This window comes from Natrinema sp. HArc-T2 (assembly GCF_041821085.1).
GTDB lineage: Archaea > Halobacteriota > Halobacteria > Halobacteriales > Natrialbaceae > Natrinema.
This window is the reverse complement of the sequence record NZ_JBGUAZ010000005.1, coordinates 75,308-100,480: the sequence shown is the minus strand read 5'-3', so window position 1 is coordinate 100,480 and position 25,173 is coordinate 75,308. Positions and strand designations below refer to the sequence as shown.

The 25,173-nt window shown below is 63.4% G+C and carries 23 protein-coding genes; 8 read left to right on the top strand and 15 right to left on the bottom strand.

The window, feature by feature from the left end; all coding sequences use genetic code 11:
- Positions 1 to 67: 67 nt before the first annotated feature.
- Positions 68 to 856 (top strand): enoyl-CoA hydratase/isomerase family protein, encoded by a 789-nt coding sequence (locus ACERI1_RS13190; RefSeq protein WP_373618685.1) that lies wholly within the window; start codon positions 68 to 70, stop codon positions 854 to 856.
- A 107-nt stretch (positions 857 to 963) separates the two neighbouring features.
- Complete coding sequence (locus ACERI1_RS13185; protein ID WP_373618683.1) at positions 964 to 1,947, top strand: LLM class flavin-dependent oxidoreductase; 984 nt, start codon at positions 964 to 966, stop codon at positions 1,945 to 1,947.
- Between the two features lie 30 nt (positions 1,948 to 1,977).
- Here ACERI1_RS13185 and ACERI1_RS13180 read toward each other — a convergent pair whose 3' ends face one another.
- Positions 1,978 to 2,730, bottom strand: a complete 753-nt coding sequence (locus ACERI1_RS13180) for an IclR family transcriptional regulator (RefSeq protein WP_373618681.1) — start codon at positions 2,728 to 2,730, stop codon at positions 1,978 to 1,980.
- Positions 2,731 to 3,678: 948 nt separating this feature from the next.
- On the opposite strand from ACERI1_RS13180, the gene ACERI1_RS13175 reads away from it, so the two are divergent.
- Positions 3,679 to 4,506 (top strand): CoA ester lyase, encoded by an 828-nt coding sequence (locus tag ACERI1_RS13175; protein ID WP_373618680.1) that lies wholly within the window; start codon positions 3,679 to 3,681, stop codon positions 4,504 to 4,506.
- Positions 4,507 to 4,545: 39 nt separating this feature from the next.
- Here the strand turns inward: ACERI1_RS13175 and ACERI1_RS13170 are convergent, their stop codons facing one another.
- On the bottom strand, positions 4,546 to 6,552 hold the full coding sequence (locus tag ACERI1_RS13170) for an AMP-binding protein (RefSeq protein WP_373618678.1): 2,007 nt from the start codon (positions 6,550 to 6,552) through the stop codon (positions 4,546 to 4,548).
- 98 nt (positions 6,553 to 6,650) lie between these two features.
- Between ACERI1_RS13170 and ACERI1_RS13165 the strand changes: the two genes are divergently transcribed.
- Positions 6,651 to 7,373, top strand: coding sequence for a class I SAM-dependent methyltransferase (locus ACERI1_RS13165; RefSeq protein WP_373618677.1), 723 nt, complete (start codon positions 6,651 to 6,653; stop codon positions 7,371 to 7,373).
- Between the two features lie 41 nt (positions 7,374 to 7,414).
- Here ACERI1_RS13165 and ACERI1_RS13160 read toward each other — a convergent pair whose 3' ends face one another.
- The 12 genes from ACERI1_RS13160 to ACERI1_RS13105 all read right to left on the bottom strand — a co-directional run bounded on the left by ACERI1_RS13160 (position 7,415) and on the right by ACERI1_RS13105 (position 20,828).
- Complete coding sequence (locus ACERI1_RS13160; RefSeq protein WP_373618675.1) at positions 7,415 to 7,903, bottom strand: MaoC family dehydratase; 489 nt, start codon at positions 7,901 to 7,903, stop codon at positions 7,415 to 7,417.
- A gap of 14 nt (positions 7,904 to 7,917) precedes the next feature.
- Positions 7,918 to 9,648 (bottom strand): acyl-CoA carboxylase subunit beta, encoded by a 1,731-nt coding sequence (locus ACERI1_RS13155; RefSeq protein WP_373618673.1) that lies wholly within the window; start codon positions 9,646 to 9,648, stop codon positions 7,918 to 7,920.
- 6 nt (positions 9,649 to 9,654) lie between these two features.
- On the bottom strand, positions 9,655 to 11,433 hold the full coding sequence (locus ACERI1_RS13150; RefSeq protein WP_373618672.1) for an acetyl-CoA carboxylase biotin carboxylase subunit: 1,779 nt from the start codon (positions 11,431 to 11,433) through the stop codon (positions 9,655 to 9,657).
- 2 nt (positions 11,434 to 11,435) lie between these two features.
- Positions 11,436 to 12,602, bottom strand: a complete 1,167-nt coding sequence (locus ACERI1_RS13145) for an acyl-CoA dehydrogenase family protein (RefSeq protein WP_373618670.1) — start codon at positions 12,600 to 12,602, stop codon at positions 11,436 to 11,438.
- Positions 12,603 to 12,657: 55 nt separating this feature from the next.
- Positions 12,658 to 14,340, bottom strand: a complete 1,683-nt coding sequence (locus tag ACERI1_RS13140; protein WP_373618668.1) for an acyl-CoA synthetase — start codon at positions 14,338 to 14,340, stop codon at positions 12,658 to 12,660.
- Positions 14,341 to 14,530: 190 nt separating this feature from the next.
- Entirely contained in the window at positions 14,531 to 15,931 is a 1,401-nt protein-coding gene (locus ACERI1_RS13135; RefSeq protein WP_373618667.1) for a prenyl carboxy-lyase, read from the bottom strand.
- Positions 15,928 to 17,433, bottom strand: a complete 1,506-nt coding sequence (locus ACERI1_RS13130; protein ID WP_373618665.1) for a UbiD family decarboxylase — start codon at positions 17,431 to 17,433, stop codon at positions 15,928 to 15,930. Before ACERI1_RS13130 ends, ACERI1_RS13135 begins: the two co-directional genes overlap by 4 nt.
- 3 nt (positions 17,434 to 17,436) lie before the next feature.
- Positions 17,437 to 17,931 carry a ubiD operon protein gene (locus tag ACERI1_RS13125; protein ID WP_373618664.1) on the bottom strand — a complete coding sequence of 165 codons (495 nt, stop codon included), beginning with the start codon at positions 17,929 to 17,931 and terminating at the stop codon, positions 17,437 to 17,439.
- A 244-nt stretch (positions 17,932 to 18,175) separates the two neighbouring features.
- The gene (locus tag ACERI1_RS13120) at positions 18,176 to 19,204 is read right to left on the bottom strand and encodes an NAD(P)/FAD-dependent oxidoreductase (RefSeq protein WP_373618663.1); all 1,029 of its coding nucleotides are present in this window, start codon (positions 19,202 to 19,204) and stop codon (positions 18,176 to 18,178) included.
- Between the two features lie 248 nt (positions 19,205 to 19,452).
- Entirely contained in the window at positions 19,453 to 19,593 is a 141-nt protein-coding gene (locus ACERI1_RS13115) for a hypothetical protein (protein ID WP_373618661.1), read from the bottom strand.
- A 231-nt stretch (positions 19,594 to 19,824) separates the two neighbouring features.
- Positions 19,825 to 20,385: a class I SAM-dependent methyltransferase gene (locus tag ACERI1_RS13110; protein WP_373618659.1), complete on the bottom strand. Its 561-nt coding sequence runs from the start codon at positions 20,383 to 20,385 to the stop codon at positions 19,825 to 19,827.
- A gap of 2 nt (positions 20,386 to 20,387) precedes the next feature.
- Positions 20,388 to 20,828, bottom strand: coding sequence for a DUF302 domain-containing protein (locus tag ACERI1_RS13105; RefSeq protein WP_373618658.1), 441 nt, complete (start codon positions 20,826 to 20,828; stop codon positions 20,388 to 20,390).
- 248 nt (positions 20,829 to 21,076) lie between these two features.
- On the opposite strand from ACERI1_RS13105, the gene ACERI1_RS13100 reads away from it, so the two are divergent.
- From ACERI1_RS13100 to ACERI1_RS13090, 3 genes are all read left to right on the top strand, one after another.
- Positions 21,077 to 21,487, top strand: a complete 411-nt coding sequence (locus ACERI1_RS13100) for a helix-turn-helix domain-containing protein (protein ID WP_373618657.1) — start codon at positions 21,077 to 21,079, stop codon at positions 21,485 to 21,487.
- Positions 21,488 to 21,614: 127 nt separating this feature from the next.
- Entirely contained in the window at positions 21,615 to 22,034 is a 420-nt protein-coding gene (gene trxA, locus ACERI1_RS13095) for a thioredoxin (RefSeq protein WP_373618655.1), read from the top strand.
- Positions 22,035 to 22,177: 143 nt separating this feature from the next.
- Positions 22,178 to 22,411, top strand: coding sequence for a hypothetical protein (locus tag ACERI1_RS13090; protein ID WP_373618653.1), 234 nt, complete (start codon positions 22,178 to 22,180; stop codon positions 22,409 to 22,411).
- 34 nt (positions 22,412 to 22,445) lie between these two features.
- Here the strand turns inward: ACERI1_RS13090 and ACERI1_RS13085 are convergent, their stop codons facing one another.
- Complete coding sequence (locus ACERI1_RS13085; protein ID WP_373618652.1) at positions 22,446 to 23,306, bottom strand: UbiA family prenyltransferase; 861 nt, start codon at positions 23,304 to 23,306, stop codon at positions 22,446 to 22,448.
- Between the two features lie 110 nt (positions 23,307 to 23,416).
- Between ACERI1_RS13085 and ACERI1_RS13080 the strand changes: the two genes are divergently transcribed.
- The gene (locus ACERI1_RS13080; RefSeq protein WP_373618650.1) at positions 23,417 to 25,105 is read left to right on the top strand and encodes a thiamine pyrophosphate-binding protein; all 1,689 of its coding nucleotides are present in this window, start codon (positions 23,417 to 23,419) and stop codon (positions 25,103 to 25,105) included.
- Positions 25,106 to 25,173: the final 68 nt, after the last annotated feature.

The following is a 25,173-nucleotide window of genomic DNA, read 5'->3' as shown; positions in this document are numbered from 1 at the left end:
GGCCGAGCCCGTTCTCGGAACGACGAAGCAGGAACCGTTAAGCGAGATTACTTCGAATACCTGTCCTATGGTTGCATACAACAACCTCTCGATCGATCACGACGACGGCGTCGCAACGGTTACGCTCGAGAGCACTGCCGGGCGAAACGCACTCACGCTCGAGATGGCCAACGAACTGGTGTCCGCGGCGACGACGCTCGGCGAAGACCCCGAGACGCGGTGTATCGTGCTCACACACGCAGGTGATTTCTTCGGTTCCGGTGCCGACCTCGGCGCCCTCTCCGGTAACGAGTCCGACGCGGCTCACATCCGGGAGCTGGCCGGTCGGGCCCACGAGGCGATCGTCCAGTTCCACCGGGCGGAGACGCCGGTCGTCGGCGGTGTCAACGGCATCGCCGCCGGGATCGGCTTCAGCCTGGCGCTGTTTCCGGACCTGCTCGTCCTCGGCGAGGACGCGACGCTCAAGTTCGCGTATCCGGGGATCGGCCTGACCGGCGACGGCGGCGCGACGTTTTTCTTGCCACGGCTGGTCGGGCTGCGAACCGCCAAGGAACTCGTCCTGAAAGACGACCCCATCAGCCCCGAGGAGGCCCGCGAACTGGGACTGGCAAACGAGGTCGTCCCCACCGACGAATTCGACGACCGGCTGGCCGACCTCGCCGCCGAGCTTGCGGCGGGGCCGACCCAGGCGTTCGGGACGACGACCCGGCTGCTGACCGACAGCTACGACCGCTCGCTCGAGCGACAGCTCGCGGCGGAGACGAACGGCATCGCAGCCGCGACGCGAACGGAGGACTACGAGCGCGGCCTCGAGGCCTTTTTCGGCGACGACGACCCCGACTTCGTCGGCCACTAAGCGTTATAGCCGGGTGTAAACGAGCGTGCGCTGTCCGCTCGACGTGGCTGTGCTTCGAGGTCAGTGAACGTGATACTTTATCACACTGTGTGTCGAACCGACCGGATATGCATCTCGGAGTAGTCATCCCGCGGACCGGCACGCACGACCCGACCGACCTCGCGATCAGCGCCGAAGCACAGGGGTATGACTCCGTCTGGATGGGCGAACTGTGGGGCTCGAGTTCGGTCGTCAAACTCAGCGAGATCGCTGCGCTGACCGACGAGATCGAACTCGGCACCGCGATCGTCAACGTGTTCTCGCGAACGCCCGCTGTCCTCGCGATGACCGCCGCGACGCTCGACCGTGTCGCCGACGGTCGCGCGTCCTTCGGCGTCGGGACGAGCACGCCCACCGCCGTCGAGAACGTCCACGGGATGTCCTTCGAGCGCCCGGTCCGTCGGTCCCACGAAACCATCGAGATCGTTCAGCGCATCTTGACCGACGACGAACCGGTCGACTACGACGGCGAGCTCGTCAGCGTCTCGGGCGTCCCGCCGCTGGATCGAGATGTCCCGATCTACCACGCGGCACTCGGGCCGGCAAATCGCCGCGTCGTCGGTCGGCTCTGTGACGGCTGGCTGCCCCACAACATCCCCTTTTCCCAACTCGACGAGGCGTTCGAGGTCGTCGAAACGAGCGCTCGAGAACGGGATCGCGATCCCGAGGAGATCACGATCGCGCCGTACGTCCCGGCAGCCGTCAGCGATGACGGCGAGGAGGCCTACGATGCCGTTCGCGGTCACATCGCCTACTACGCAGGCAGCGCTGATGGCTACCGGAACGCGATCGCCACCACGTTCCCCGACCAGGTCGAGCGCGTCGCCGAGGCCTGGCAGGCGGGCGACCGTGGCGACGCGACGGCGCTTGTCACCGACGAGATGGTCGACGATCTCGGTGTCGCCGGGACGCCGGCGGCGGCTCGCGAGCGACTCCGCGAACTGGTCAGCGAGACGATCGTCGACCGGCCGCTCGTGACGATTCCGGAGCAAGCCGCCGACGACGTGGCCGAAGACACGATCGAGGCGCTGGCACCGGTCGCCGACGACTGATCGCCATCGAAGCGCGGGCGGAGACGCCGGTCAGACGTAATCGAGGTTGACCTGGGTCACGTTCGCCGACCGCTTGACGATGTCGGCGATCTCTTCGCGGCGCTCCTCGTCGATCCGGCTCTGTGGCCCACAGACACAGATCGCCCCGCGGATCTCGTCGCTTTTGTCCAGCACCGGTGCGGAGATACAGACCATGCCCGCGATGCGTTCGCCCTCGTCGATGGCATACCCCTGCTCCCGGATCTCCTCGAGCTGGTCGAAGAGCACGTCGGGATCCGTAATCGTCTGGTTCGTCATCTCCACGAGTCCCTGCCGGTCGATGATCTCCTGGACGCGGTCGTCGGGCATGTGTGCCAGAATCGCTTTCCCGGGGGCTGCCGCGTGCAGCGGCATACGCGCGCCAGGATACGCGAATAGATTGACGGCGTCGGGGCCTTCCTGGACCGCGACGATGACACACTGGTCGTTCTCTTCGACCATCAGCGTCACGTGCTCGCCGGTCTCCGCCGCGATATCCTGGAGCTCGTCGCTGACGGCTTTGAACACCTCGAGCCGGTGACGTTCTCGATGGCCGACCTCGAGAAACCGGGTCGTCGTCGAATACTCCTTGTCCTCGACCGAGACGTAGCCCGTCTCGACGAGCGCCTGCAGGTAGTTGTGGACGGTGCTGACGGGCATCTCGAGGCGATCCGCGAGCTCCGAGACTCGCCCGCCGCCGTTTTCCGCGAGTTCGTCGACGATCCTGAACGCCCGTTCGACCGATCGGTTTGACGCGCCCGTCATCACGCTCACCATTCCACCGAACCTATAGAAGCGTTTCGGCTCTGCCGAATGATATTTCGGGTCGCGTGGCTCGATCGCGAACAGAGATCCGGAACGACCACGGCTGACAGCGCCAGTGTGGGCTCGAGCCAGCGATCTCTGCCGAATACTGACACAGCAATGACTGGTAGGCGCTGTCGTAGCTGTGCGATCGCCGACCGAGTGCCGCATTCGGTTTCGGGTCTGATGAACTGTCGTACTCGAGATATCGTCTGCTACTAGCTCAGATCTCGTCGCTTGAGCGTGTTTCTTTGCCGAAATCACCGCATTCTACTCTCCCGAAACTAGATTCGAGCGACTACGGTTGTGTAAACGAGGCGAAACGGCCATCCGACGATACTCGAGCAGTTGCTCCGCCGGATCCCTTACAACCATATGAATGTAAAGCTCAGAACAGGGACTGCCAGTGGCCTGGTCATGAGTGACCTACCGCGATCGCAGACACACTTTACCAGACGATCACGCACAACACGAACCGGCAAACCGACGCAGCCCGCAGACACATCATTTTTAGAGAGTGTTAAGAGAACAGTATATTAGACAGATATAGGCGATACCGTGTGGCAGTCGTCAACAGCTTATATAATATATGAGAATTATCTTGGTAAATAACCGGTGTATCTATCTGTTTTGTTGTGCGCTTGTATATTTTGATGCGCATACTACTATCTAGATATTAAGAACTGGTGTCAGGAATGTACTCTGCCCGGCCATATATGAAAGGATCGTGGTATTATATTGGATCGGAGGAGTGTTCGAACATCCATATCTACAACCATTTTTATTTTTGAATGTATGGCCGCTGATCGGCGGTCCGTCCCCCGGGTTCGTTATCCATCCGACTGCCTTCTGTCGGCTATCTCGTGCCAAACCCATACGATTTAGTCACGTGCGCTGTTCACCCATGGTATGGTCAGACGAAGTGTCTTGTTCTCACCCGGCGATCAGCCCGAGCTGATGCGGAAGGCGGCTGTGAGCGACGCAGATGTCGTCGTTTTCGACCTCGAGGACGCTGTTGCGCCCGCGGATAAAAGTGACGCACGCGATGCCGTCCGTGAGGTGCTCGCCGGACTCGACTCGGAGTGTGAGGTCGCCGTTCGCGTAAATCCGATCGGGCTTGGAGCGATGACCGATCTCGAGATGATCCTCGAGGGGCCACGCCCCAACAGCGTGATGTTGCCGAAAGCGGAGGCCGCAGCGGACGTCCAACGGATTCAAGCGCGACTCGGTGAAGCCAGCGCATCCCTCCCAGTGCTCGCGTTGATCGAATCCGCGGCGGGCGTCCTTCGGGCCGACGAAATCGCCGCGGTCGACGCGACCGACGCGCTGCTGTTCGGGGCCGAAGACCTCGCAGCCGATATCGGTGCGACGCGCACGAGCGAGGGCACAGAAGTATTGTACGCGCGTGAGCGGACGGTGATCGCAGCCAGCGCCGCCGATATCGACGCGATCGACATCGTCTACACCGACTACGGGGATACGGATGGCCTCCGCGAGGAAACGGCGTTCGCCAGACAACTCGGGTACGACGGCAAAATGGCGATTCACCCCGAGCAGGTCTCGGTGATCAACAACGCGTTCACGCCCAGTGACGACGATATCGAGTGGGCAGAACGCGTTCTTGCCGCCCATGAACGGACGGACGCGGGTGTGTTCGAAGTCGATGGCGAGATGATCGACGCGCCACTCATCGCGCAGGCCGAACGAATCCTCGAGCGCGCCGAAGAGACAAAATAACCTACGCTGCCCGATTCAGCGCTGAAACGGTTTGAACGCTTATCGCGCCTGTTCGATCTCCTCGAGCGCCTCTGGGTTCTCGATGCTGCTCATGTCGCCCAAGTCCTCACCCGTGTAGGTCGCTTCGACCGCACGGCGGATGATCTTGCCCGACTGGGTTTTGGGGAACTCGTCGACGAACAGCACCTCACGGGGGCGGAAGGGTTTCCCGAGTTCTGCGCCGACTTGCGCGCGAAGTTCGTCACGTAGCTCGTCGGTTTCCTCGACGTCGTTCTCGAGGACGACGTAGGTGACGACGGCAGTGCCGGTCGTCTCGTCTGGTGCGCCGATGGCAGCAGCCTGATTGACGGCTTCGTGGTCGATGAGCGCCCCCTCGACTTCGGCGGGGCCGACCTTCCGCCCGGCGACGTTCAACGCGTCGTCGGCGCGGCCATGAAGGAACCAGAAGCCCTCGGCGTCCTTCTGCGCCCAGTCGCCGTGATCCCACAGTGGCGGGTCCTCGAACGTCGACCAGTACTCCTCGAGATAGCGGTCGTCACCCGACCACAGCGACTTGGTCATCGAGGGACAGGAGTCACGGGCGACGAGATAGCCGCGTTCGTGGTCCTCTTTGACGGAGTTGCCCGCGCGGTCGACGATGTCGATATCCATCCCCAGTCCGGGCCCGCCCAGTGTACAGGGTTTCAGCGGTTGTGTCGGCATCGGCATCAGGAAACAGCCCATGATTTCGGTCCCGCCGGAGATGTTGATGATCGGGCACTCGCCGTTGCCGACGTGTTCGTAGAACCACTGCCAGGATTCAGGGTCCCACGGTTCGCCCGTCGAGCCCAAGATTCGGAGCGAGGAGAGATCGTGTCCCTCGAGCCACTCATCGCCGTGCTTGCGTAGCGCGCGAATCGCGGTCGGCGAGATGCCGAACTGCGTGACGCCATGGCGGTCGATCAGTTCCCAGAAGCGATCGGGCTCGGGGTGATCGGGTGCGCCCTCGTACATGACGACGGTCCCGCCGAAGGCGTGCGTGCCGATCAGCGTCCACGGCCCCATCATCCAGCCGATGTCGGACACCCAGAAGAACCGGTCCGCGGGTTTGAGATCGAATCCGAAGTGCAGTTCCTTGGCCGGTTGGACGAGCGCGCCGGCATGGGTGTGGACGATCCCCTTCGGCTTCCCCGTCGTCCCCGACGAGTACAGCAGCATCGATTCCTGACTCGAGTCGAGCGATTTCGTCTCGTACGCGTCGTCCTGGGAAGTGATGGCGTCGGTCCAGCGCTCGTCCCGGTCGTCGACCCAGGGAATCTCGTCGGTCCCGACGTGGCCCAGACGGTCGTAGACGATGGTGTGCTCGACGTGGCCGGCCTCGTCGATGGCCTCGTCAGCGCTCTCTTTGAGGAGGACGTCGCTCCCGCGGCGCTGGAAGCCGTCGCCGGTAAACAGGACCGAACATTCTGCGTCCGCGATTCGCGTCGCCGTCGCGTCGACGCCAAAGCCCGAGAAAATCGGGACTGCGATCGCGCCGACCTTGAAACAGCCATAGAGGATCGCGATGACTTCGGGCACCATCGGCATGTAGAGGCCGACCGTGTCCCCGGTTCCGACGTCGCGTTCCTCGAGTGCGTTGGCCACCTGATTGGCCTGCCGGTGGAGGTCGTGGTACGTGACCTCCCGGACCTCGCCATCTTCTCCCTCCCAAAGACAGGCGACCGTGTTCCGCGTCTCGCTGTCGACTGCCGCGTGGCGGTCGACGGTGTTGTGGGCGATGTTGAGCTCGCCGCCGGGGTACCAGTCGGTAAACTGCGGGCCCTCACTGCTGTCCCGGACCTCGTCGTAATCCTCGTCGAACTCGAGGCCCAGATAGTCGACCAGTTCGTCCCAGAACCAGTCGACGCCCGAGTTCGGGACGCCCTCAATCTCGGTGGTCGTGCGCTCGATGAGCGCGTCGTAGTCGTCGATGTCGTACGCCTCCATGAACTGCCGGACGTTCGTCGATTCGACGAACGCCTGACTCGGTTCGTGTGCGATGTCGTCGGTTGCTGTTGTCTCCGTCATTCGTGTGGTAGATCACTGTGGCTGGTTGGCGGGCGATACGTCTCCGGTGCGACCGTGTGATGAGAACACATATTCCACCGCCGTCCGTGGTCGGCCGTATGAAGGCCATCGTCCGGACGAATTTCGACGACAGCGTCTCCGCCTACGACGCCTACGAGCACCGAACTGGCCGGTTCACCACACTCGCCAAGCTGTTGGCCGCCGAACTGTCGGCGCGAGCCGACGGCCACTTCGACGCCGTCCTCGACGCTGGCGCCGGCACGGGCGCGAGCACGCGTGTCTTTGCCGATCGGGCGCGACGAACGGTCGCGCTGGACATCAGCCGCGAGATGCTGCGCGAACTCGATGCCGCACCCCGCGTCGAGGCCGATTTCGATCATCTGCCGTTCGTCGACGGGTCGTTCGACGGCGTCGCGTTTACCGCATCGCTCTTTCTCGTCCCCGAGCCAGCGGTCGCGACGCGGGAGGCCGCCCGCGTCCTGCGTCCGGGTGGGGTCGTCGGTGCTGTCGCACCGCTTGGCTGGGTCGACGCCGACGGCACGGACGTCTTCGCGGACCTCGAGCGACAGTCGCGGTCGCCGACGGGTGCCGACGAAGTCGAGGCGGCGCTTGCCGACGAGTTTACCGTCGCCACGGGCACCTGGCGATTCGCGACGACGGCTGCGAACGTGCGACACTTCCACGCGATTCCAGCGATGGCGGCGCGGCTCTATCCGCGACTCGACGCCGACGAGCGCGTCGCGAGGGCACGTGAGTTGCTCGCGGGCCTCGAGGGCACCGTCGAACAGCGGTGGCGATGGATCGTCGGCGTCGCGGAGTAGGGCTCGAGACGACCCGGTTCGACCACGATCGGCTGGCATCGTTACGTCGCGTGCTCGCGTTTCAGTGAGAGCGCCGTCCGGTCGAATTCACAGACCAGCGGCTCCTCATCACCGTTGGACGAGTCCGACGAGGACCCGTTTACTTTGAACACCTCGACGTGCATGGTGACGATCCCGCGCTCGCCGTCGCTGGTCTCGTGTTTGTCGGTGACCGTCGACTGGACCCGGATCGTGTCTCCGTGATAGACCGGGTTCGGGTGCTCGACGTTGTCGTACGAGAGGTTCGCGACGATCGTTCCGTCGGTAGTGTCGGGGATCGTAAGTCCGACGGCCAGACTCATCGTGTAGAGCCCATTGACCAGCCGCCCGTCGAACTGCGTTTCCGCGGCGAACGCGGCGTCGAGATGCAAGGGCTGCTGGTTCATCGTCATGTCACAGAACTGCTGGTTGTCGGCTTCGCTGATCGTCCGTCGCTTCTCGTGTTCGATGGTCTCGCCGACCTCGAAGTCCTCGTAGTAGCGTCCTGTCATGGCTGGAATGGGGATCAGAGGACCGTCCCGTGTTTCTTGTCGGGCAGGTCCTTGTCGATGTCCTCGTAGAACGCAAAGCGGTTCGTGAGTTCCTCCCGCAGACTGCTCGGCGGGACGATCTCGTCGATGACGACTTCGCTCGCCATTCGGTGGATGTCGATGTCCTCGCGGTACTCCTCGCGGAGTTCCTGTTCTTTGCGTTCGCGCTCGTCCGGGTCGTCGATCTCGGCGAGTTTGCGCGCGTAGACGGCGTTGATCGCTGCTTCGGGGCCCATGATGGCGATCTCGCCGGAGGGCAGGCCGATGACGCTCTCGGGGTCGTAGGCCGGGCCGGACATCGCGTAGATGCCCGCGCCGTAGGCCTTCCGGACGACGACCGACTGTTTGGGTACCGTCGCCGAGGACGTGGCGTAGATCATCTTCTTGCCCTGCTCCAAGATGCCGTCTTTCTCGACCTGCGAGCCGGCCATGAAGCCCGGCGTGTCACAGAGGTACAGCAGGGGAACGTCGTAGGCATCACAGGTCCAGATGAACTGCGCTGCCTTTTCGGCGGCGTCCGGGAAGATCGCACCCGCGCGATGGGCGGGCTGGTTGGCGACGATTCCGACTGGCCGACCGTCGATTCTGGCGAAGGCAGTGATGATCTCCTTGCCGAACTCCGGCCGCAACTCGAGTGTCGAGCCGGCGTCGACGACGCGGTCGATGACGTCGAACATGTCGTAGCCCTTGTTGGGTTCCTGGGGTACGACGGCGTCAATGCCCTCGGGTGAGACAGCAGGTGCCTGCCCGTCAGTATGGGGTGGTTTCTCGTCCGCGTTGTTCGGCAGGTAGCTCATCAGTTGGGCGACCAGCTCCCGGGCGTGTTCCTCGTCGTCGGCGATGAGGTCCGCACTGCCGGAGTAGCCGGCGTGGACGTCCGGCCCACCGAGCTCCTGCAGGTCGATCTGTTCGCCAGTAACCATCTCGACCATGCGCGGGCTGGCGATGGCCATCGCCGACATATCCCGGACCATGACCGTGAAGTCCGCGAACACGGGCGTGTAGGCCGCCCCGGCGATACAGGGGCCATAGAGGACACAGATCTGCGGCACGCGACCCGAGAGCATCGAGTGGTTGTAGTAGTACTTCCCGATACCCTCGCGGTTGGCGAAGAAGCCGGTCTGCTGGTCGATCCGGCCACCCGACGAATCCATCAGGTACAACACCGGCTTCCCCGTCTTCAGCGCGCGCTGTTGCATCCGCAGGAACTTCTCGACGCCTTTCTCGGCCATGCTGCCGCGTTTGACCGTGTAGTCGTTGGCCATGAAGTGGACGTCCCGGCCCTCGAACTCGGCAGCCCCCGTAATGAGGCCGTCGGCTGGCAGCTGGTCGTCGGCGTCGAACTCCGCGAACCGACCGTCCTCGAAGAGGAAGTCGTCGCCGAACCAGAGGTCGATCCGGTCGCGGACGAACAGCTTGCCCTCCTCGGGCAGTTGCTCTTTATATTTCTCCGGACCCCCCTCGAGGATCTCGTCGATCTCCTCGAGCAGTGCTTCCTCGCGCTCGGTCGGCCCGAGGTCCGCCGCTGGCTTGGTCTCGGGTTCGGCCTCGGCCGTCGCGTCGGCGTTGCCGTCGTAGGACGCGCTGCTGATCTCCTCACCGCCGTCGGTGACGACGGTCACGTCCTCTCGGTACTGCGACGCCATGGCCTCGGCGATCGCCCGTGCCTCCGTTTCGGTCGTGTCGTCTGCAATCTTGATTCGCATCGGTGATCACTCCAGTCGGACGAGGGTATCGCCCATGTCGACGGAGTCGCCTTCCGTGATCGGGACCGATTCCACTGTCCCGGCGCTTCCAGCGACCACGTCGTTTTCCATCTTCATCGCCTCGAGCACGCAGACGACGTCGCCGGCGGCGACCTCGTCGCCTTCCTCGACGGCGACCGAGAGGATGGTTCCCTGCATTTCGGCGGTGATAGCGTCTGCGGTCGCGACCTCGGCGGCACCCTCGGTTGCGGAGCCACTGCTCGAGCCGCTGGCGCTGCCACCGTCGGCGTGCTCGGCCGTCATCCGCGAACGTGCGTCCTCGATGACGACATCGAATCGCTTGCCGTCGACCTCGACAGCGACTTCGGCGGTCGTCGACTGTGAGCCGTCGCCGGCGGCGGCCTCTGCGGGCCCCCACCGATCGACAGCCGTCTCGAGCGCGTCGTCGTCGAGTTCCCGATCGAGGTACTTCGTGGTGTGATCGCCGGCGACGAAGGCGTCGTCGTCGAGCATCAGCCGGTGGAACGGGATCGTCGTGTGGACGCCTTCGACGTCGAAGTGCTCGAGCGCGCGATTCGAGCGCTCGAGACAGTGGGCGCGATCCTCGCCGCTGATGATCAGTTTCCCGATCATCGAGTCGTAGTCGCCGCCGATCTCGTCGCCCTGTGCGACCGCGTGGTCGAGGCGAACCCCGATGCTCGTCGGCGGCCGGTAGGTCGTCAGTTGTCCAGGGGTGGGCGTGAAGTCCGTTGCTGGGTTCTCGGCGTTGATGCGGTACTCGACCGCGTGGCCGTCGATTTCGACGTCGTCCTGAGCGAAGGTGAGTTCCTCGCCAGCGCCGACCCGCAGCTGCCACCGGACGATGTCGATGCCGGTCACTTCCTCACTGACGGTGTGTTCGACCTGAATGCGAGTGTTCACCTCCATGAAGTAGAACTCGCCATCTTCGACGAGGAACTCCACCGTGCCGGCGTTCGTGTATCCGGCCTCGCGGACGCCCTGACGAGCGGCCTCGCCGATCTCGTCGCGCAGGTCGGCGTCGAGTGCCGGGCTCGGAGCTTCCTCGATGACCTTCTGGTGGCGACGCTGCAACGAGCAGTCGCGCTCGCCGAGGTGGCGGACGTTGCCGTGCTGGTCCGCGAGCACCTGCACCTCGATGTGTTTGGGTGCCTCGAGATACTTCTCGACGTAGACCGAGTCGTTGCCGAAGTAGGCCTCACCCTCACGTTTGGCGCTCTCGAGGGCGTCGTCGACCTCGGCCTCGCTGCGGACGATTTTCATGCCCCGACCGCCGCCGCCGCCTTCGGCCTTGATGGCGATGGGGTAGCCGAACTCCTCGCCGAGGGCGCGCACCTCGTCGGCGTCGTCGACCGGTTCGGTCGTCCCGGGGACGACCGGGACGCCGGCGTCCTGCATGACGGTTCGGGCCTTCGTCTTCTCGCCGAGGGTCTCCATGGCGTCGCTCGGCGGGCCGACCCACGTGAGCTCGGGCGTCTCCTCGACGCGGCGGGCGAACTCGGCGTTTTCGGCGAGGAAGCCGTAGCCGGGATGGATCGCGTCTGCGCCCGCTCGCTGGGCGACGTCGATGATCTCCTCCTGGTCGAGGTACGACTCGCTGGCCGGTGCCGGGCCGACGTTGTACGCCTCGTCGGCGTAGTCGACGTGGCCGCCGTTGCGATCGGCGTCGCTGTAGACGGCGACCGTCTCACAGCCCAGTTCTTCGCACGCTGCCATCACACGGACCGCGATTTCGCCGCGGTTCGCGACGAGAACTTTGTCAAACATGGTCAGTAGGATTTGGGGAAGCCGAGCTGTTGGCCGATGTGGTTGTATGCCATCTGCTGGCTGACTGGTGCGAGTCGAGTGAGGTTGATCTCGCGCCACCAGCGTTCGACGTCGTACTCCGTGGCGTAGCCCCAGCCGCCGAAGGCCTGCATCGACTGCTTGACCGCTTCGATGCCGGCGCTGACAGCTGTCGCCTTCGCGACGTTGGTTTCGTAGCCACACTCCTCACCCTGGTCGTAGAGCCAGGCAGCCTTTTCGCGCATCAATGCTGCTGTCTCCATCCGTGCGTAGGCCTTCGTGATCGGGAACGAGACGGCCTGATGGCTTCCGATCGGTGCGTCGAACACCTCGCGGTCGTTGGCGTACTCGATCGCCGTGTTCGCAGCGAGCTTGCCGATACCCGTCCCGGCGGCGGCGAAGCCGATGCGCTCGGGGTTCAACATGTCGACGAGTGCCCACCAGCCCTCGTCTTCCTCTCCGAGCAGGTTTTCTTCAGGGACGCGGACGTTCTCGAGGAACACCTCACACGATTTCGAGTAGTTAATACCGTGCTTGGAGATCGGCGAGATGTCGATCCCGGGGGTATCCATGTCGACGATGAACAGGCTAATGCCGTCGGTGCCGCGGTCGACCTCCTCGAGCGGCGTCGTGCGGGTGACGAGGATCATGTTGTCCGCCCGATCGGAGAACGTGATCCACGCTTTCTGCCCGTTGAGGACGTACTCGTCGCCGTCCTTCTCGGCGCAGGTGGCGACGTTCAGCGTATTCGTCCCCGCTTCGGGCTCGGTGATGCCGATGCAGAAGTTGCGCTCGCCGGTCGCGATGTCGGTGAGGTATTTCTCTTTCTGGGCCTCCGTCCCGTTCTCGCGGATGCCGACGGCGGCCATACCGGCGGTGAGCACCAGATACCAGGTGCCGGCCATGCCACAGCCTTCGGCACAGAGCGTCTCCATGGCCAGTCCCATATCCTGCATTCCCATACTGGCACCGCCGTATTCCTCGGGAACCAGCAGGCCGTGGAAGCCGGCCTCCCCGAGCTCGTCCCAGAACCCCTGGGCAAACTCCTCGTTTTCCTCTTTCTCGCGCCAGTACTCCGGTCCGTATTCTGCTGCGACCGCTTCCGCGGTCGATCGGATCATCGAACGTTCTTGCGTAGACTCGAAATTCATGGTATAGTATATCGTTGTGGGTCGTCTCTAATAATTCGTCCTCCGAGGCGGTCGCTTACGTCGCCGCCTCGGCTTCGTCTTCCGCTTCGTCTTGCAGTTCGGTCCGGCGGATCTTTCCGGTGACTGTCTTCGGCAGTTCGTCGCGGAACTCGAGTTCTCGCGGGTACTCGTGGGCCGACAGCTCCTCTTTGACGTGGGTCTTGATGTCCTCTTCGAGGCCCTCGGACGGCGTCGCGCCCTCGCTGGGCACGATGTAAGCTTTCACGATGTTGCCCCGTTCCGTGTGTGGCTTGGGGACGACGGCGGCTTCGGCGACCGCGTCGTGTTCGCCCAGCGAACTCTCGACCTCGAACGGACCGATCCGGTAGCCCGATGAGAGGATGACGTCGTCGGCCCGCCCTTCGAACCAGAAGTAGCCGTCCTCGTCTTTGTGCGCGAGGTCACCCGAGAGATACCACTCGCCATCGGGGCCGTCGATGAAACACGAGGCGGTTTTCTCTGGTTTGTTCCAGTACTCGGCGAAAAAGCAGGGGTAATCCCCCCGTTCGGCGATCTCGCCGGTCTCGCCGGGCTCGAGCACTTCGCCCGTTTCGGGGTCGACGATGTCGGCCTCGATGCCCGGCAGCGGCTTGCCCATCGAGCCGGGCCGGAGCTCCATCGTCGGGTAGTTGTTGATGATCATGTTGCCCGTCTCCGTCTGGCCGTACGTGTCGAGGATGGTGACGCCGAGTTCGTCCTCGCCCCACTCGACGACGCCTGCCGACAGCGGCTCGCCGATCGAGAGCGCGTGGCGCAGGTCGAGGTCGACGTCTGCGAGCACGTTCTCGTTCTCGCGGAGCATCCGATAGGCTGTCGGCACCGAGAACAACACGGTGATCGGATAGTCGTCGAGGAGCTCCGCCCACGTCTCTGGGTCGAACTCGCCTTCGTAGGTGAACAGCGAGGCTCCCCAGAACCACGCACCGAGAGTGTTGATCGCGCCGGTCAGCCAGCCCAGGTCGCCGGTACTCCAGTAGAGGTCGCCGGGCTGGAGGTCGACGGCGTACTTCTGTGTCGCCGCGACGCCGGCCACCCAGCGTTGTTTGTGGAGGACGCCTTTGGCCAGGCCGGTCGTCCCCGAGGTGTAGTAGAGGAGTGCATCGTCTTCGCCGCCGGTGTCGGCGGCCTCGTAGTCTGTGCTCGCGCCGTCGAGTGCCGTATTGAATACGACGTCGTCAGCGGGTGCACCGTCGCCGCGGTCGACGGTGATAATGTGTTCGACCGTCGGTGCGTCCTCGAGTGCCTTCGAAACTGTCTCGCGGTTGTCGGTCGTCGTCACGAGGACCTTCGCGTCGCAGTCGTCGAGTCGATACGAGATGCCGTCTGGTCCGAACCGCTCGTTGACGCTGCCCCAGACAGCGCCCCGTTTGAGCGTGCCGACCAGCGCCACGTAGTGTTCCGGAATCCGCGGCATATACGAGAACACACGGTCGCCCTGTTCGACGCCTAACTGCTCGAGGACGTTCGCGAACTGACTCGAGCGGTCGGCCAGCTCCCAGAACGTCAGCTTCGTGAGTTCGCCGTCGGTATCGACCTGATAGAGCGCGACGTTCTCACGGTCGGTGGCATGTCGGTCGGCTACCTCGTGACCGATGTTCAGTTCCGCCGGTGCATCCCAGTCGGCTTCCGCGTAAATATCGTCCCACGAGAACTGCTCCCGTTCAGCCTCGTAGTCCGAAAGATTGTGGCTGGACACCATACACCATCCCGGAAATCGTTCCCCTATATAATGCCACCGGTAAATTACGAAGTATAAATAGACACATTATAAATTTAAAGAAACTACTTGAACGGCATATCCTGGCACAGTATAGCGTAAACAGAAGTGTTTCCGAACCATAAGAAAGAATTCATAAATGCGTTTTTGTTTGTGAGGCGTCCTCTGTCGATCACCGTTCGTCAGCACCGTCATCAGCAGGAGACACGTCGTGACGTGTGTCCCACCTCGCCCGTGCGCGATCACGAACGAGTGCCGGAAACGACTGCTCAAACGTAACTCGCGGCGCGATATACGAATCCTCCCACCGGGGGTCCCAGGCGGCGTTTATGTACAGCCGGGAGCCGGTCTGGCCGTCCTGTCGATATCGGGGCCGTCGTGCCGCCGGTGCGGATGCTTCGCTGAAGATCCAGTCTCGAGATGGGTGTGCTTTCACCCAGATGTCGCCGAGAACGCGACCGAGATCCGTCGGTGAGGCGTCCTTGTCGACGATGATGACGGTATCGAACAGCGACGAGAACGTAAAGAGGATGTTCGCGAGTTGCCATTCGAAGCCAGCATAGAGGACGCTGGTGGCGACAACGCAGATCCCGAGTTCAGCTTCTGCCGGTAAGAGGATCCACTCGACGGGTGAGATCCCCCAGTAATTATTGACGCGGTGATACAGCGTTGCCGCCGACGCCATCCCCGTCAGCTGGAGGTCGTCCGCGAGCGGTCGACCGACGGGCGAGAACGGAACCACCGGGTCGTCGGTTGCGATCACCCGCTCGACGGACAGCGCCAACGGTGTGCTCTCGAGGCAGTACTCCCACGCTTCGCGTCGGTCCGATTGGAAGTCGGGCTGTCGATCGGCGACTGTCGTCTCGATCACGACCTCCGTCGCGCTCGGTACGAGACCGCCGTTCGTGGGGACGAGCGGCACGTCGTCGGCGACACCGCAGGCCTGGATCGGCACCGCGATCTGGTCGGTCACGGCGAGCAGGTAGGCGGTCGTAATCGCAGCGGGCGGGACGCCGAGGGCGATCGAGATCGTCTCAGTACCGTCACAGAGGGCTGCCAGCGCGGCAGGCGTTCGCACTCTGAGCGTCTCGTCACCGACGATGAAGCCGTGAATCGGTGCCCAGTGTGTGCCATCGGTCGTCGCGACCGACGCCACGCCCAGCGTCAACGCGGCCCAGACGTCGTCAGCAGCCTGTGGCAGGCCCAGCGCCTGTACGCTGTCGACGGTTCGCGACGCCGCCTGCGTGTCGTACGTCGGGCCGTCCGTGTCGCCGGCTGGTCCAAGGCCTGTGATCGTCTCGAGCACGGAGACGAACGACCCGTCGGGATCCAGACCGAGCCCCAGCGACAGCCGCGACCACGGCTGTGCGTCCCGGCGCTGCATCTGATCGGGACCGCTGAACACGCCGCTCGCGAGATCGACGCCGTCGGCACGGTCGTACCGGATCGCTGGCCCGCTCGCGCGGAGCGATTCCGCCGCGATGACGTCCGGCGGGATATCAGCGAGGTCTTCGAGGACCAACAGGTCGCCGTCGCGTGCCAGACCACGCAGGTATTGTGCGAACGGAATCATCGGTCCTCACCCGCTCGGTTCTCGAGGAGATCGAACGGCTCCGGCGAGACACCTGCATCGACGAGAAGTTGTTGTGCGCGTGCGCGCATCGGCTCGGCGTCGGCGTCGTCCGCCGCCGGCTGGTCGCTGGTTGCATCGATGTAGACCTTCGCGGTCTTGGCTTTCGAGGTGCCGACGTCGGCGCTGCCTTTCTCATCGGGGGTCTGGTAGATGTTGAGTGGCACCTTCGGCATTCGCTCGACGCCGAACTGGTGAAAGTCCGTGTCCGGATCGGCATTCAGCGCGATCGCCGTCAGAACGTCTCGCGGGTCGAACGGATCGGCGGTCGCATCTACGAATACGAAGAAATCGATATGCAGCATGCCCCACGTGGTAAAGACGAAGTTCGCCAGTTCGTGGAGGCAGCCGGGATAGGAGCGCTCCGTCGCGATCACCCAGACGGTCCGGGAGGTAAACCGCCACGGCACGGCGGATTCGACGTCGAAGCCGGCCGCCCGCAGTCCCAGCGTCGCATCGGGGCCAGCAGCGGCGGTCTGGAGCGTACTACTCGAGTTTTGTCCGTAGCCCACGCCGGTCCCTTCGACACAAAACGGCACCCGCGGTTCGGCTCGGTGGGTGATCGCATCGACGGCGAACACGGGCATCGATCGCCGCGGGCCGTTCATGTAGCCGAAATAGTCGCCGAACGGGCCCTCGTCGAGCCGTTCGTTCGGGAGGACGTGGCCCTCGATGACCAACTCGGCTGTCGCCGGGACGAACAGGTCGTTCGTCTCGCACGGGACGAGATCGACGGGACTGTCTTTCACGCCGCTTGCGAATGCCGCCTCGCTTCGACCCGTCGGGATCCACATTTCCGTGCTGCATTGGACCGCTGGTTCCGCACCGATGACTGCCGCTACCGGCATCGGCTCGTCGCGGGGTTCGTACTCGTAGTAATAGCGGTTGGGAACCTGCTCGCCAGCGAGAAACAACAGGCTGGCGAGTGCATCGTCGTGGATCATCATCCGGTGGCTCGACCAGCGTCCCCACTCCGTCTCCGGGTCCGGTGCAACGATGGTGTGCAGGTTCGAGTACCGCCCGCCGTCGCTTTGATGCACGTACGGCCAGGGGAACGACAGGAGATCAACGTCGGAGCCAGTGTAGACGACGTCCTTACACGGCGCGCTCTCAGGCTCGACGAGCCGTGGCTCACGAGGCGACCGAAGGCGCTCGATGATTGCGTCGTAGTATGCAGCCCCTGACAAGCCGGTCGACAGTCCGAACGACCGAGCAAAGTGATCCCACGGCCTGCTTCGCGGTCCGCGGTATGGATCACCGACAAGCGCCGCATCGACTGTGGTCTCCCCGACCGACTCGAACAGCGGCACCTCGCCATCGGTCTGGTTGGCGAGCATCGTGATCGCGCTCGCCTCGAGATCCCACGACACCGGCTCGTCGAACGTGACGAGCGCACTGTCGTCGTCGAGCAGTTGGAGATAGTCACGGAACGAATCAGCTGGCATGACTCACTCTCGTTCCATGAGGGCACGCCGGAGCGGATCGGCCTCGAATTCGGTTCGGACGTCCTCGTAGGCGTCCAGCAGCGCGGGGTGGGCTGCTGCGAGTTGCTCGAAGGCGAGTTCGCGGAGCGCCTCGGCGGTCGACTCGTACTGGCCGGCTTCGACGAGGTAGGTGAGCACCACTTTGAGGTCGTCGGAACGGGTGTTGACGATGTTCGAGGTTGTTTCCTGCTCGCGTGCGAGCCGCCGCAGGAGGTCCTCGTTGATGCCTGCGGAGTCGATTTCGTCGAGAAACTCGACGTACCACTCTTTGCTGACAGTCTCGTGTGGCCCGGTCACGACCGTCAGCCGCTGTGGATCGGTCAGTTCGTCTGGCTCACGGGCGATCCGAACACGCGCCTCGAAGATCCGCTTGGTCTCGCCGTCGGTGATCTGTAACGTCGTCTCCGTACACTCCTCGTCGGGCAGATGTTCCTCTGCGGTGATATAGTGGTCCGACATGGCCTCCTCTCTCCGGTCACGTGTCCCGTGTCTCATACTCTCATGCACCACTGGGTCACCGTTACGCATCACTTCCCTAAAGGGACGTGGTTCCTCGCGTCGGCGTCGCGCACTGACAGGGCTTCCTGTCGGACGCGCTATAGTACCAACTGAACCGAGTGACACACCGATCGCACACCTGGCGCGCGATCGGGTGTGCAGTGACGGTCAGTGGCTACTAGAGAGAATCAGTACAGCAGCCCGTTCAGTCGCCTTCGGCCGACGAGTGCTCGTTTGCCTGCTGGCGCAGATCGGGTGCGATTCCGGGAACGTCCTGTGGCTCGACTGCGCCCTCGGCCTCGAGCTCTTCGACCGATTTCGGGAACTCGCGCAGACTCATGTGGATCGCGATGCCGGCCTGTGCCCCCTGTCCCATCGCGACGGGGACCTGATTGTGCCCCGGCGTCAGGTCGCCGACGGCGTACAGGCCGTCGACCGACGTCCGACCGTGGTCGTCGACGGCGACCGTCCCGTCGTCGTTGAGTTCCGCGCCGAGCGACGTCGCCAGTTCGTTGTTGTACTCGGAGCCGTACATCGCGAACCCGCCCCTGTACTCGCGGACGGTGCCGTCCTCGAACTCGATGGCCTCGAGCCAGCCGTCGTCACCGTTCTGAATGCCGGTGACCTCCGCTTCGATGATGTCGACGGGGTGGCCCTCGAGCTGGGTCGCCGTCTCGTCGCTCCAGGTGGGCTCGTCGCCGCGCAACAGGATATCGACGTCGTCGGTGTAGTTGAGCATGATCATCGCGACGATGGCGGCGCTGTCGTCGTGGCCCATCACGTACACCGGCTCGTCGACGAACATGTACGCATCGCAGTGCAGACAGTAGTGCAGGCCGCGACCGGTCCGGGGCAGCGGTGGCTCGGGCCGACCGTCGGAAAAGCCGGTCGCGAGCACGACGGCTTCGGCGGTGACGGTTTCGCCAGCCGTCTCGAGTTCGAACGCGCCGTCGTCGCGGCGGTCGATGCTGGTGACGAACTCCGTGCGGTAGTCCGCGCCGTAGGATTTGATCTGCTCGATGGCGGTCTGGAGGAACTCGTTGCCCGATATTGATTCGGGAACGCCGATGACGTTGTGGGTCTCTTGCATCATTGCGGCACGACCACCACCGCGATCGAAGACGGCGGTTTCGTGCCCGAGTCGTGTCGTATACAGCGCGCTCGTCAGGCCGGCGGGACCACCGCCGACGACAGCAACCTCGTAGTCGTGGGATGTGGATGGATCAGTAGACATCAGATTACCTCCTGTCACCCCGTTACCAGTGGGTGACTATAAACACAAGCCAACGCGTCCGTCACCGGGTTACCAATTGGTAACTACTGGTGACGACGGCAGTTCCCGAATTGCTCACACTCCGAACCGAGGTCCACGGTGGTCAGGACATCTCGTGTATCACTGACTATCTAGGATACGGAGATGTCGCTTAGTGCTGATAATCGTGGCAGGCCTCGCTTTCGATTACCTTGCTGAACGACAGCGAATCAGTTTTTCTGGGATTCAAGTACCTTTTCAAGGGCCGTTAACGGATTCGCGTTGAGTTGTTCTTCGATTTCCGCCTCTAACTCGTCGGGCAAGGTGCCCCGTGCCCTGAACTCGTTGATCGCTTCACGTGCCTGTTCCATATCCGAATGGCGCGCAACTTGATCCATGGTAACACTACACATTACTGTGTGGTATTGTGAAATAATACTTTTGCAACCGGAACTGTACGAGATCGAAACACCCCGTCATCCAGCAACTGCTTACTGTCGGCCCGCTCGGCTCCAACGCGCTCACGACGAGGGTAAACACCAGTACCACGACCGCGAGGAGACGACCCTCCAGCCGGACGGGCGATCGGGTGATGTCCGATCTTACTCGAGGGTCGCGACCAGCAGGAACGTCTCCGGGCGGACGGCTTCGTGTTCGATGGTAAAGCCGTGCTCGCGAAGCGCGGTTGCAGCGTCATCAGCGGTGTAGCGTTCGTCGACCGGCGGGCCGTGCTCGCCGGAGCCGGTTCCCGCCCAGTCGAGGATGACGAGTCGGCCACCGGGCGTGAGGACGCGGCGGATCTCGTCGAGAGAGTCGTCACTTGCGAACTCGTGGTAGGTCATCGTCGAGAACGCGGCGTCGACGGCGTCAGCCTCGAAGGGCAGATCGCCCACTCCGGTCGTGACGAGATCGACGTTTTCGGGGATGCCTTTGTCCCGATAGTAGTCGTGCATCTCTTCCTGGAGGTCGACCGCGTACACGTCGCCTGCGTGTGGGGCGACGACGTCGGTGTAGAATCCGGTGCCACTGCCGAGGTCGACGATCGTATCGGTCGCGGCGGGCTCGAGCGCCCACAGTAGTTCTTCTGCCGAGAGGAATTGATACCGCCGGTCGGCCTGTTCTAGCTTGTCAGCTCGCGAGGAGTCGAATGTATGGTGTCCCATGATTAGAGATTCTCGAAGGCTTCGTCGACGAGTTCGCCGGTGTCCGCGATGATGGATTCCATTTCGTCGTCGGCCGGTGCCATACCGACGAGCCGTGCGATCCGCATGATCGAGACGTGGTAGACACGCTGCGTGCCGGGAGCTTCCTCCCAGACGACGACGTTACACGGCATCAGCGCGCCGATCGTCCCATCGCTGGCATCGAGGGCGCGGTCGGCGATCGACGGATTGCACGCGCCGAGGACGTAGTACGGATCGCGATCGGCGTCGACCTTCTCGTTGAGTAACTCCGAGGGTGAGAACTCCACGGGGATCCCGAGCCCAGCGTCGGTGAACACTGCACGAACGTGCTCGATGGCTTCCTCGTGGTCCATCTCGAGAGTCGTCTGCGTCGCGCCGATGTCGTCCGGATTGACCCGGCTCGGATCGATAGGCAGCGTCATTCATGTAAGGTATTGGGTCGTCCAAGAAAAATCCTTTCGACACGGTGGCTTCGTAGAGAGAGCTGTCATTACGCTACGAGACGAGAGTGTACAGTGAAAGCAGAATATCAGACTGGAAAACCTGATTTTACGGATCGTCTCAGTTAGTTAGCTGTGACTGATATCGCTGTCTCGTATCGACTCGAGAACATAGTATTGTATATTATGGGAACAACCTTATTGGTGCCTAGACCGTACGATCGATTACGATGACCGATTCGGTGAGCGAATACCTCGACCAAGAGCTGCAGTGTATCGATCTCCTCGAGTGCGTCCACGGGCTCAAAGAGCTCGATCGAACAGTGTTCAGGCTGCTGGTAACTGTGGACGACCCGCTGACGGTCGACGACGTCGCTGACGGCATCGGTCGTGACCGGTCGACCGCCTACCGGTCGATCTCCCGGCTGCTCGACACCGGGTTCGTCACCCAAGAACAGCGGAACTACGAGAGCGGCGGCTACTATTACGTCTATCGGGTGCGCGAACCGGACGCACTCGCAGCCGACATGCAACGACTTCTCAACGACTGGTACGCTCGCACCGGCATGCTGATTCAGGAGTTCGAGGATACCTACGAGTCCGCTCGTGACGGACGCTCGCCGGCCCGACACGACGAGTAGGTCGCTCCCGATATCGGTCGTCGCCCGAATCGACGGTGTCTCCACTCGTCGCTGATCGCTCCTTACGTGCGCTGTATTGTGCCTATCACACAAAACAACTAAGGCGATGTATCTCGTATCGGCGGCTATGACCGACGATCAAACGCTCGAGGAGATTCGCCAACGGAAACTCGAGGAGCTTCGCGACCGCGCGGCAGGCGAAGCACCCGCAGAGTCGGCACAGGAGAGTCCGGCGGAGCCGATTTCGATCCACGGGTCGGCGGAGCTCGACGACACTGTCGCGGAACACGACGTCGTCCTCGTTGACTTCTACGCCGACTGGTGTGGGCCGTGTCAGATGCTCGAGCCGGTTGTCGAGACGATCGCCGCCGAGACCGACGCGGCCGTCGCGAAGGTCGACATCGACGCAAACCAGCAACTCGCCGCTCAATACAATGTCCGTGGCGTCCCGACGCTCGTGCTGTTTTCGGACGGTCAGCCCGCCGAACAGCTCGTCGGCATGCAACAGGAAGGGCAGCTTCGCAGCCTCGTCGGGAAATATACCTGATCGAATCGGTGGCTGACGTGACCTGCTGAGAGCGACGAGACGCCGATCGGACGCGACCGTCTCGTTTTGTCGATGCAGTCGTGCGGTTGCTAAGCTAGCAAACCGTCACAACACATTTCTATCCGCCCACCTGAACGCCGTGCATGGACTCAGGGTCTGCCTCTCGAGGGTCGCTGCTGGGGCTTGCGACGCTGGCGAGTTTCTGCTGTGTCGGCACCGGAACCGTCGCGGTCGCCGGTGGGACCGCGGTTGCCGGCGGCGCTGCCGTCAGCGGGCTGAGCAGCGGGTTCGTACAGTTGGCGGTCACGATCGCCACCCTCGGTCTCATCGGTGTGGTGTTTCGCCTGCGATCGGGCTGTCAGAGCTGTGAATCGTAGCCGAGAGGCGCTCTGGCACTGACAGCAGACCGCCTCAGACGAACCCGGAAAGGGGCTCGAACTGAACGGCTGCGACGAGCACGGCGAGAAAGAGATACGAGCCCCGGATGAGCAACATGGTCGCGAGTTCGGGGCCGGCCCGTCGTGCGATTCCCGCGACCCCTGCGAACACGAGCGCCGCGAGAAGCGCCGTAACGGGGAACAACCGCACGGCGGCGAACCCGGCGACGGCCATCAGGGCGATAGCCATCAACCCATAAGCGACGTCGTAGGCACGACCGGGGCCGACTGCGACCGCGACGGTTCGTTTCTCGATCGACCGGTCGTACGCGTAGTCTTGTGCGTCGTCGATCACCTTGATGCCCGAAAGAAGGACGAGGAAGACGACAGCGAACGCGAGCGCGACGGGCGAAATCGTCGTCGCCTGCACGTAGTACCCGCCGAGCAGCGAGAGGGCGATCCCGAGCGGGTAGCCGGAAGTTGCCGTCACTGGGTTCGTATCCAGTTGTGGTGCGTGATGGTAGGCGATCACCCACGTCGGAACGACGAGCGCGACCGCGACGGCGTTGACGAGCACAGCGAGGGCGACACAGCACAGCGCGACCGTCGCCGTCGACAACCCGAGTGCGAGCCGACATCCCCGTTCAGTCAACGGATGGTCGTCGTCCTCACCCCGAACGTAGAAATCGACGTAGCCGTCTTTGACGTGAGCCGTATAGACTGCTGCGAACATCGCAACGAGATGAATCGCCGCGAGCAGCGGATCGACAGTGCCGGCGAGGATCGCACCGAACAGCGACGCGGCCAGCGGCGGCGTCATGAAGACAGGGTGGACCTGTGACCAGAGCGCTCGAGCCGTCCCGCCCATCCCGGTCCCGTGCCTCGCGAGGGCCATATCCGAGCGACAACGAACTGTCGTATAATACCCGGGCCGGGGCCGCACGCGCTGGAACTGGCCCGTTCGAACCATGGGGCTTGATGTGAACTGGTGTGTCATGAGAGCACATGACAGGTGGCTACACCGGTGCAGCTCTCATTACTGACGCGCTTGAGTCCTACGGCGTCGACTACGTTTTCGGGAACCCGGGAACGACCGAGCTGCCGATCATGAACGCACTCGCGGAGAGCGATCTCGAGTACCGACTCGGCCTCCACGAGGACATCGCAATCGGGATGGCCGGTGGCTACGCCCAGCGCCGTCGGTACCATTCCCATCACAACGATTCGATCACGCCGGTTGGCGTAGCGAACCTCCACATCACGCCCGGGCTGGCCCACGGGCTTGGCAACCTCTACGCGGCGAAGATCGCCGGCGCGCCGCTGGTCGTGACCGCAGGCAATCACAGCACCGACTTCCGCCACGAGGAGCCGATCCTCTCGGGCCGACTGGCCGACATGGCCCGGCAGTTCTGCAAGTGGTCAGACGAGGTCCGCGACGTGGCGGCGCTGCCGACGATGCTCCGGCGGGCGTTCCGGGTGGCGCTGACACCGCCGACGGGCCCGGTCTTCCTCGCCTTGCCGCTGGACGTGACGATGGCCGAAACTGACGCCGAGCCCGAGCGGCTCGGCCCGATTCCGAACGCCGGTGGTGGTGATCCAGCACAACTCGAGCACGCCGCCGACCTGCTGGCCGAGGCGGACGAACCGGTGCTAGTCGTCGGCGATGGCGTCGCCCGATCAGGTGCCGACGCCGTCGCCGCGGCAGTCGACCTCGCGGAGGCGACAGGGGCGCGCGTCCACGGCGAAATCCTCTCTTGTGAGGTTGACTTCCCGACCGACCACGAGCAGTGGGTCTCGTATCTGCCGACGAGCGAGGGACTCGCTTCGATGCTGATGAACACCGATACGATCTGCTTCGTTGGCGTCTCGACGAACACGACGCTTACGCGTCACGAAGAGGCGCTGTTCAACCCCGACACGACCTGCATCCATATCAGCGACGACGCCTGGCAGGTCGGCAAGAACCAGCCCGCCGACGCGGCCGTCGTCGGCGATCCCGGACTCGTCCTGCAGGATCTCGCCGAGCGTGCCCAGAGTCGACTCTCGGACGATGTCGTGGCCGACCGGCTCGAGGCGGTCGCCGACGTTAACGCGATGATCGAGGCCAAGCTGGGCGATTACGGCGAAGGAGATGGGGACGACCCGCGCGCCTCGAAGGCCCAACTGGTCGACGCCATGGAACGCGTTGCAGGCGACGCCGCCATCGTCGACGAGGGCGTCACCTCGAAGTTCGTCATGCTCAACCGGTGGGACCTCGAGCCCGAGCAGTACATTTCGAACAAGGGCGGCGGGCTCGGCTACGGGCTGCCGGCGGCGGTCGGGGCCGCCGTCGCGGAAGCACAGCGGGACGACCCGCAGGACGTGGTCGGTTTCGTCGGCGACGGCTCCTACCAGTACTATCCTCACACGATCTACAGCGCCGCTCGCTACGATCTCGATCTGACGGTCGTCATCTCAGACAACCGTAACTACCGCATCCTCAAGGACAACACGCTCGCGCTCATGGGCGGCGAAGAAGACGACTACGAGTTCGTCGGCATGGACTTCGAGCCGGAGGTAGATCTCGTAAAAAACGCCGAGAGCCACGGCGCACGTGCCGAACGGGTCGAGACGCCCGACGAGATCGAGGGGGCACTCGAGGACGCGCTGGCCCGCGACGGGCCGGACGTGCTCGACGTGCTGGTCCACGATTGATACGGTCTGCTGTCACGAGTTACCGGTGCAACCGCAGGACGGGTCGCGGTCCCACTGGAACTGACTGA

What these genes read in the sequence shown, in the direction of transcription:
- ACERI1_RS13190 (WP_373618685.1), top strand. Translation starts at nt 68, where the DNA reads ATGGTTGCATACAACAACCTCTCGATCGATCACGACGACGGCGTCGCA.
- ACERI1_RS13185 (WP_373618683.1), top strand. Translation starts at nt 964, where the DNA reads ATGCATCTCGGAGTAGTCATCCCGCGGACCGGCACGCACGACCCGACC.
- ACERI1_RS13180 (WP_373618681.1), bottom strand. Translation starts at nt 2,730, where the DNA reads ATGACGGGCGCGTCAAACCGATCGGTCGAACGGGCGTTCAGGATCGTC.
- ACERI1_RS13175 (WP_373618680.1), top strand. Translation starts at nt 3,679, where the DNA reads ATGGTCAGACGAAGTGTCTTGTTCTCACCCGGCGATCAGCCCGAGCTG.
- ACERI1_RS13170 (WP_373618678.1), bottom strand. Translation starts at nt 6,552, where the DNA reads ATGACGGAGACAACAGCAACCGACGACATCGCACACGAACCGAGTCAG.
- ACERI1_RS13165 (WP_373618677.1), top strand. Translation starts at nt 6,651, where the DNA reads ATGAAGGCCATCGTCCGGACGAATTTCGACGACAGCGTCTCCGCCTAC.
- ACERI1_RS13160 (WP_373618675.1), bottom strand. Translation starts at nt 7,903, where the DNA reads ATGACAGGACGCTACTACGAGGACTTCGAGGTCGGCGAGACCATCGAA.
- ACERI1_RS13155 (WP_373618673.1), bottom strand. Translation starts at nt 9,648, where the DNA reads ATGCGAATCAAGATTGCAGACGACACGACCGAAACGGAGGCACGGGCG.
- ACERI1_RS13150 (WP_373618672.1), bottom strand. Translation starts at nt 11,433, where the DNA reads ATGTTTGACAAAGTTCTCGTCGCGAACCGCGGCGAAATCGCGGTCCGT.
- ACERI1_RS13145 (WP_373618670.1), bottom strand. Translation starts at nt 12,602, where the DNA reads ATGAATTTCGAGTCTACGCAAGAACGTTCGATGATCCGATCGACCGCG.
- ACERI1_RS13140 (WP_373618668.1), bottom strand. Translation starts at nt 14,340, where the DNA reads ATGGTGTCCAGCCACAATCTTTCGGACTACGAGGCTGAACGGGAGCAG.
- ACERI1_RS13135 (WP_373618667.1), bottom strand. Translation starts at nt 15,931, where the DNA reads ATGATTCCGTTCGCACAATACCTGCGTGGTCTGGCACGCGACGGCGAC.
- ACERI1_RS13130 (WP_373618665.1), bottom strand. Translation starts at nt 17,433, where the DNA reads ATGCCAGCTGATTCGTTCCGTGACTATCTCCAACTGCTCGACGACGAC.
- ACERI1_RS13125 (WP_373618664.1), bottom strand. Translation starts at nt 17,931, where the DNA reads ATGTCGGACCACTATATCACCGCAGAGGAACATCTGCCCGACGAGGAG.
- ACERI1_RS13120 (WP_373618663.1), bottom strand. Translation starts at nt 19,204, where the DNA reads ATGTCTACTGATCCATCCACATCCCACGACTACGAGGTTGCTGTCGTC.
- ACERI1_RS13115 (WP_373618661.1), bottom strand. Translation starts at nt 19,593, where the DNA reads ATGGAACAGGCACGTGAAGCGATCAACGAGTTCAGGGCACGGGGCACC.
- ACERI1_RS13110 (WP_373618659.1), bottom strand. Translation starts at nt 20,385, where the DNA reads ATGGGACACCATACATTCGACTCCTCGCGAGCTGACAAGCTAGAACAG.
- ACERI1_RS13105 (WP_373618658.1), bottom strand. Translation starts at nt 20,828, where the DNA reads ATGACGCTGCCTATCGATCCGAGCCGGGTCAATCCGGACGACATCGGC.
- ACERI1_RS13100 (WP_373618657.1), top strand. Translation starts at nt 21,077, where the DNA reads ATGACCGATTCGGTGAGCGAATACCTCGACCAAGAGCTGCAGTGTATC.
- trxA (WP_373618655.1), top strand. Translation starts at nt 21,615, where the DNA reads ATGACCGACGATCAAACGCTCGAGGAGATTCGCCAACGGAAACTCGAG.
- ACERI1_RS13090 (WP_373618653.1), top strand. Translation starts at nt 22,178, where the DNA reads ATGGACTCAGGGTCTGCCTCTCGAGGGTCGCTGCTGGGGCTTGCGACG.
- ACERI1_RS13085 (WP_373618652.1), bottom strand. Translation starts at nt 23,306, where the DNA reads ATGGCCCTCGCGAGGCACGGGACCGGGATGGGCGGGACGGCTCGAGCG.
- ACERI1_RS13080 (WP_373618650.1), top strand. Translation starts at nt 23,417, where the DNA reads ATGACAGGTGGCTACACCGGTGCAGCTCTCATTACTGACGCGCTTGAG.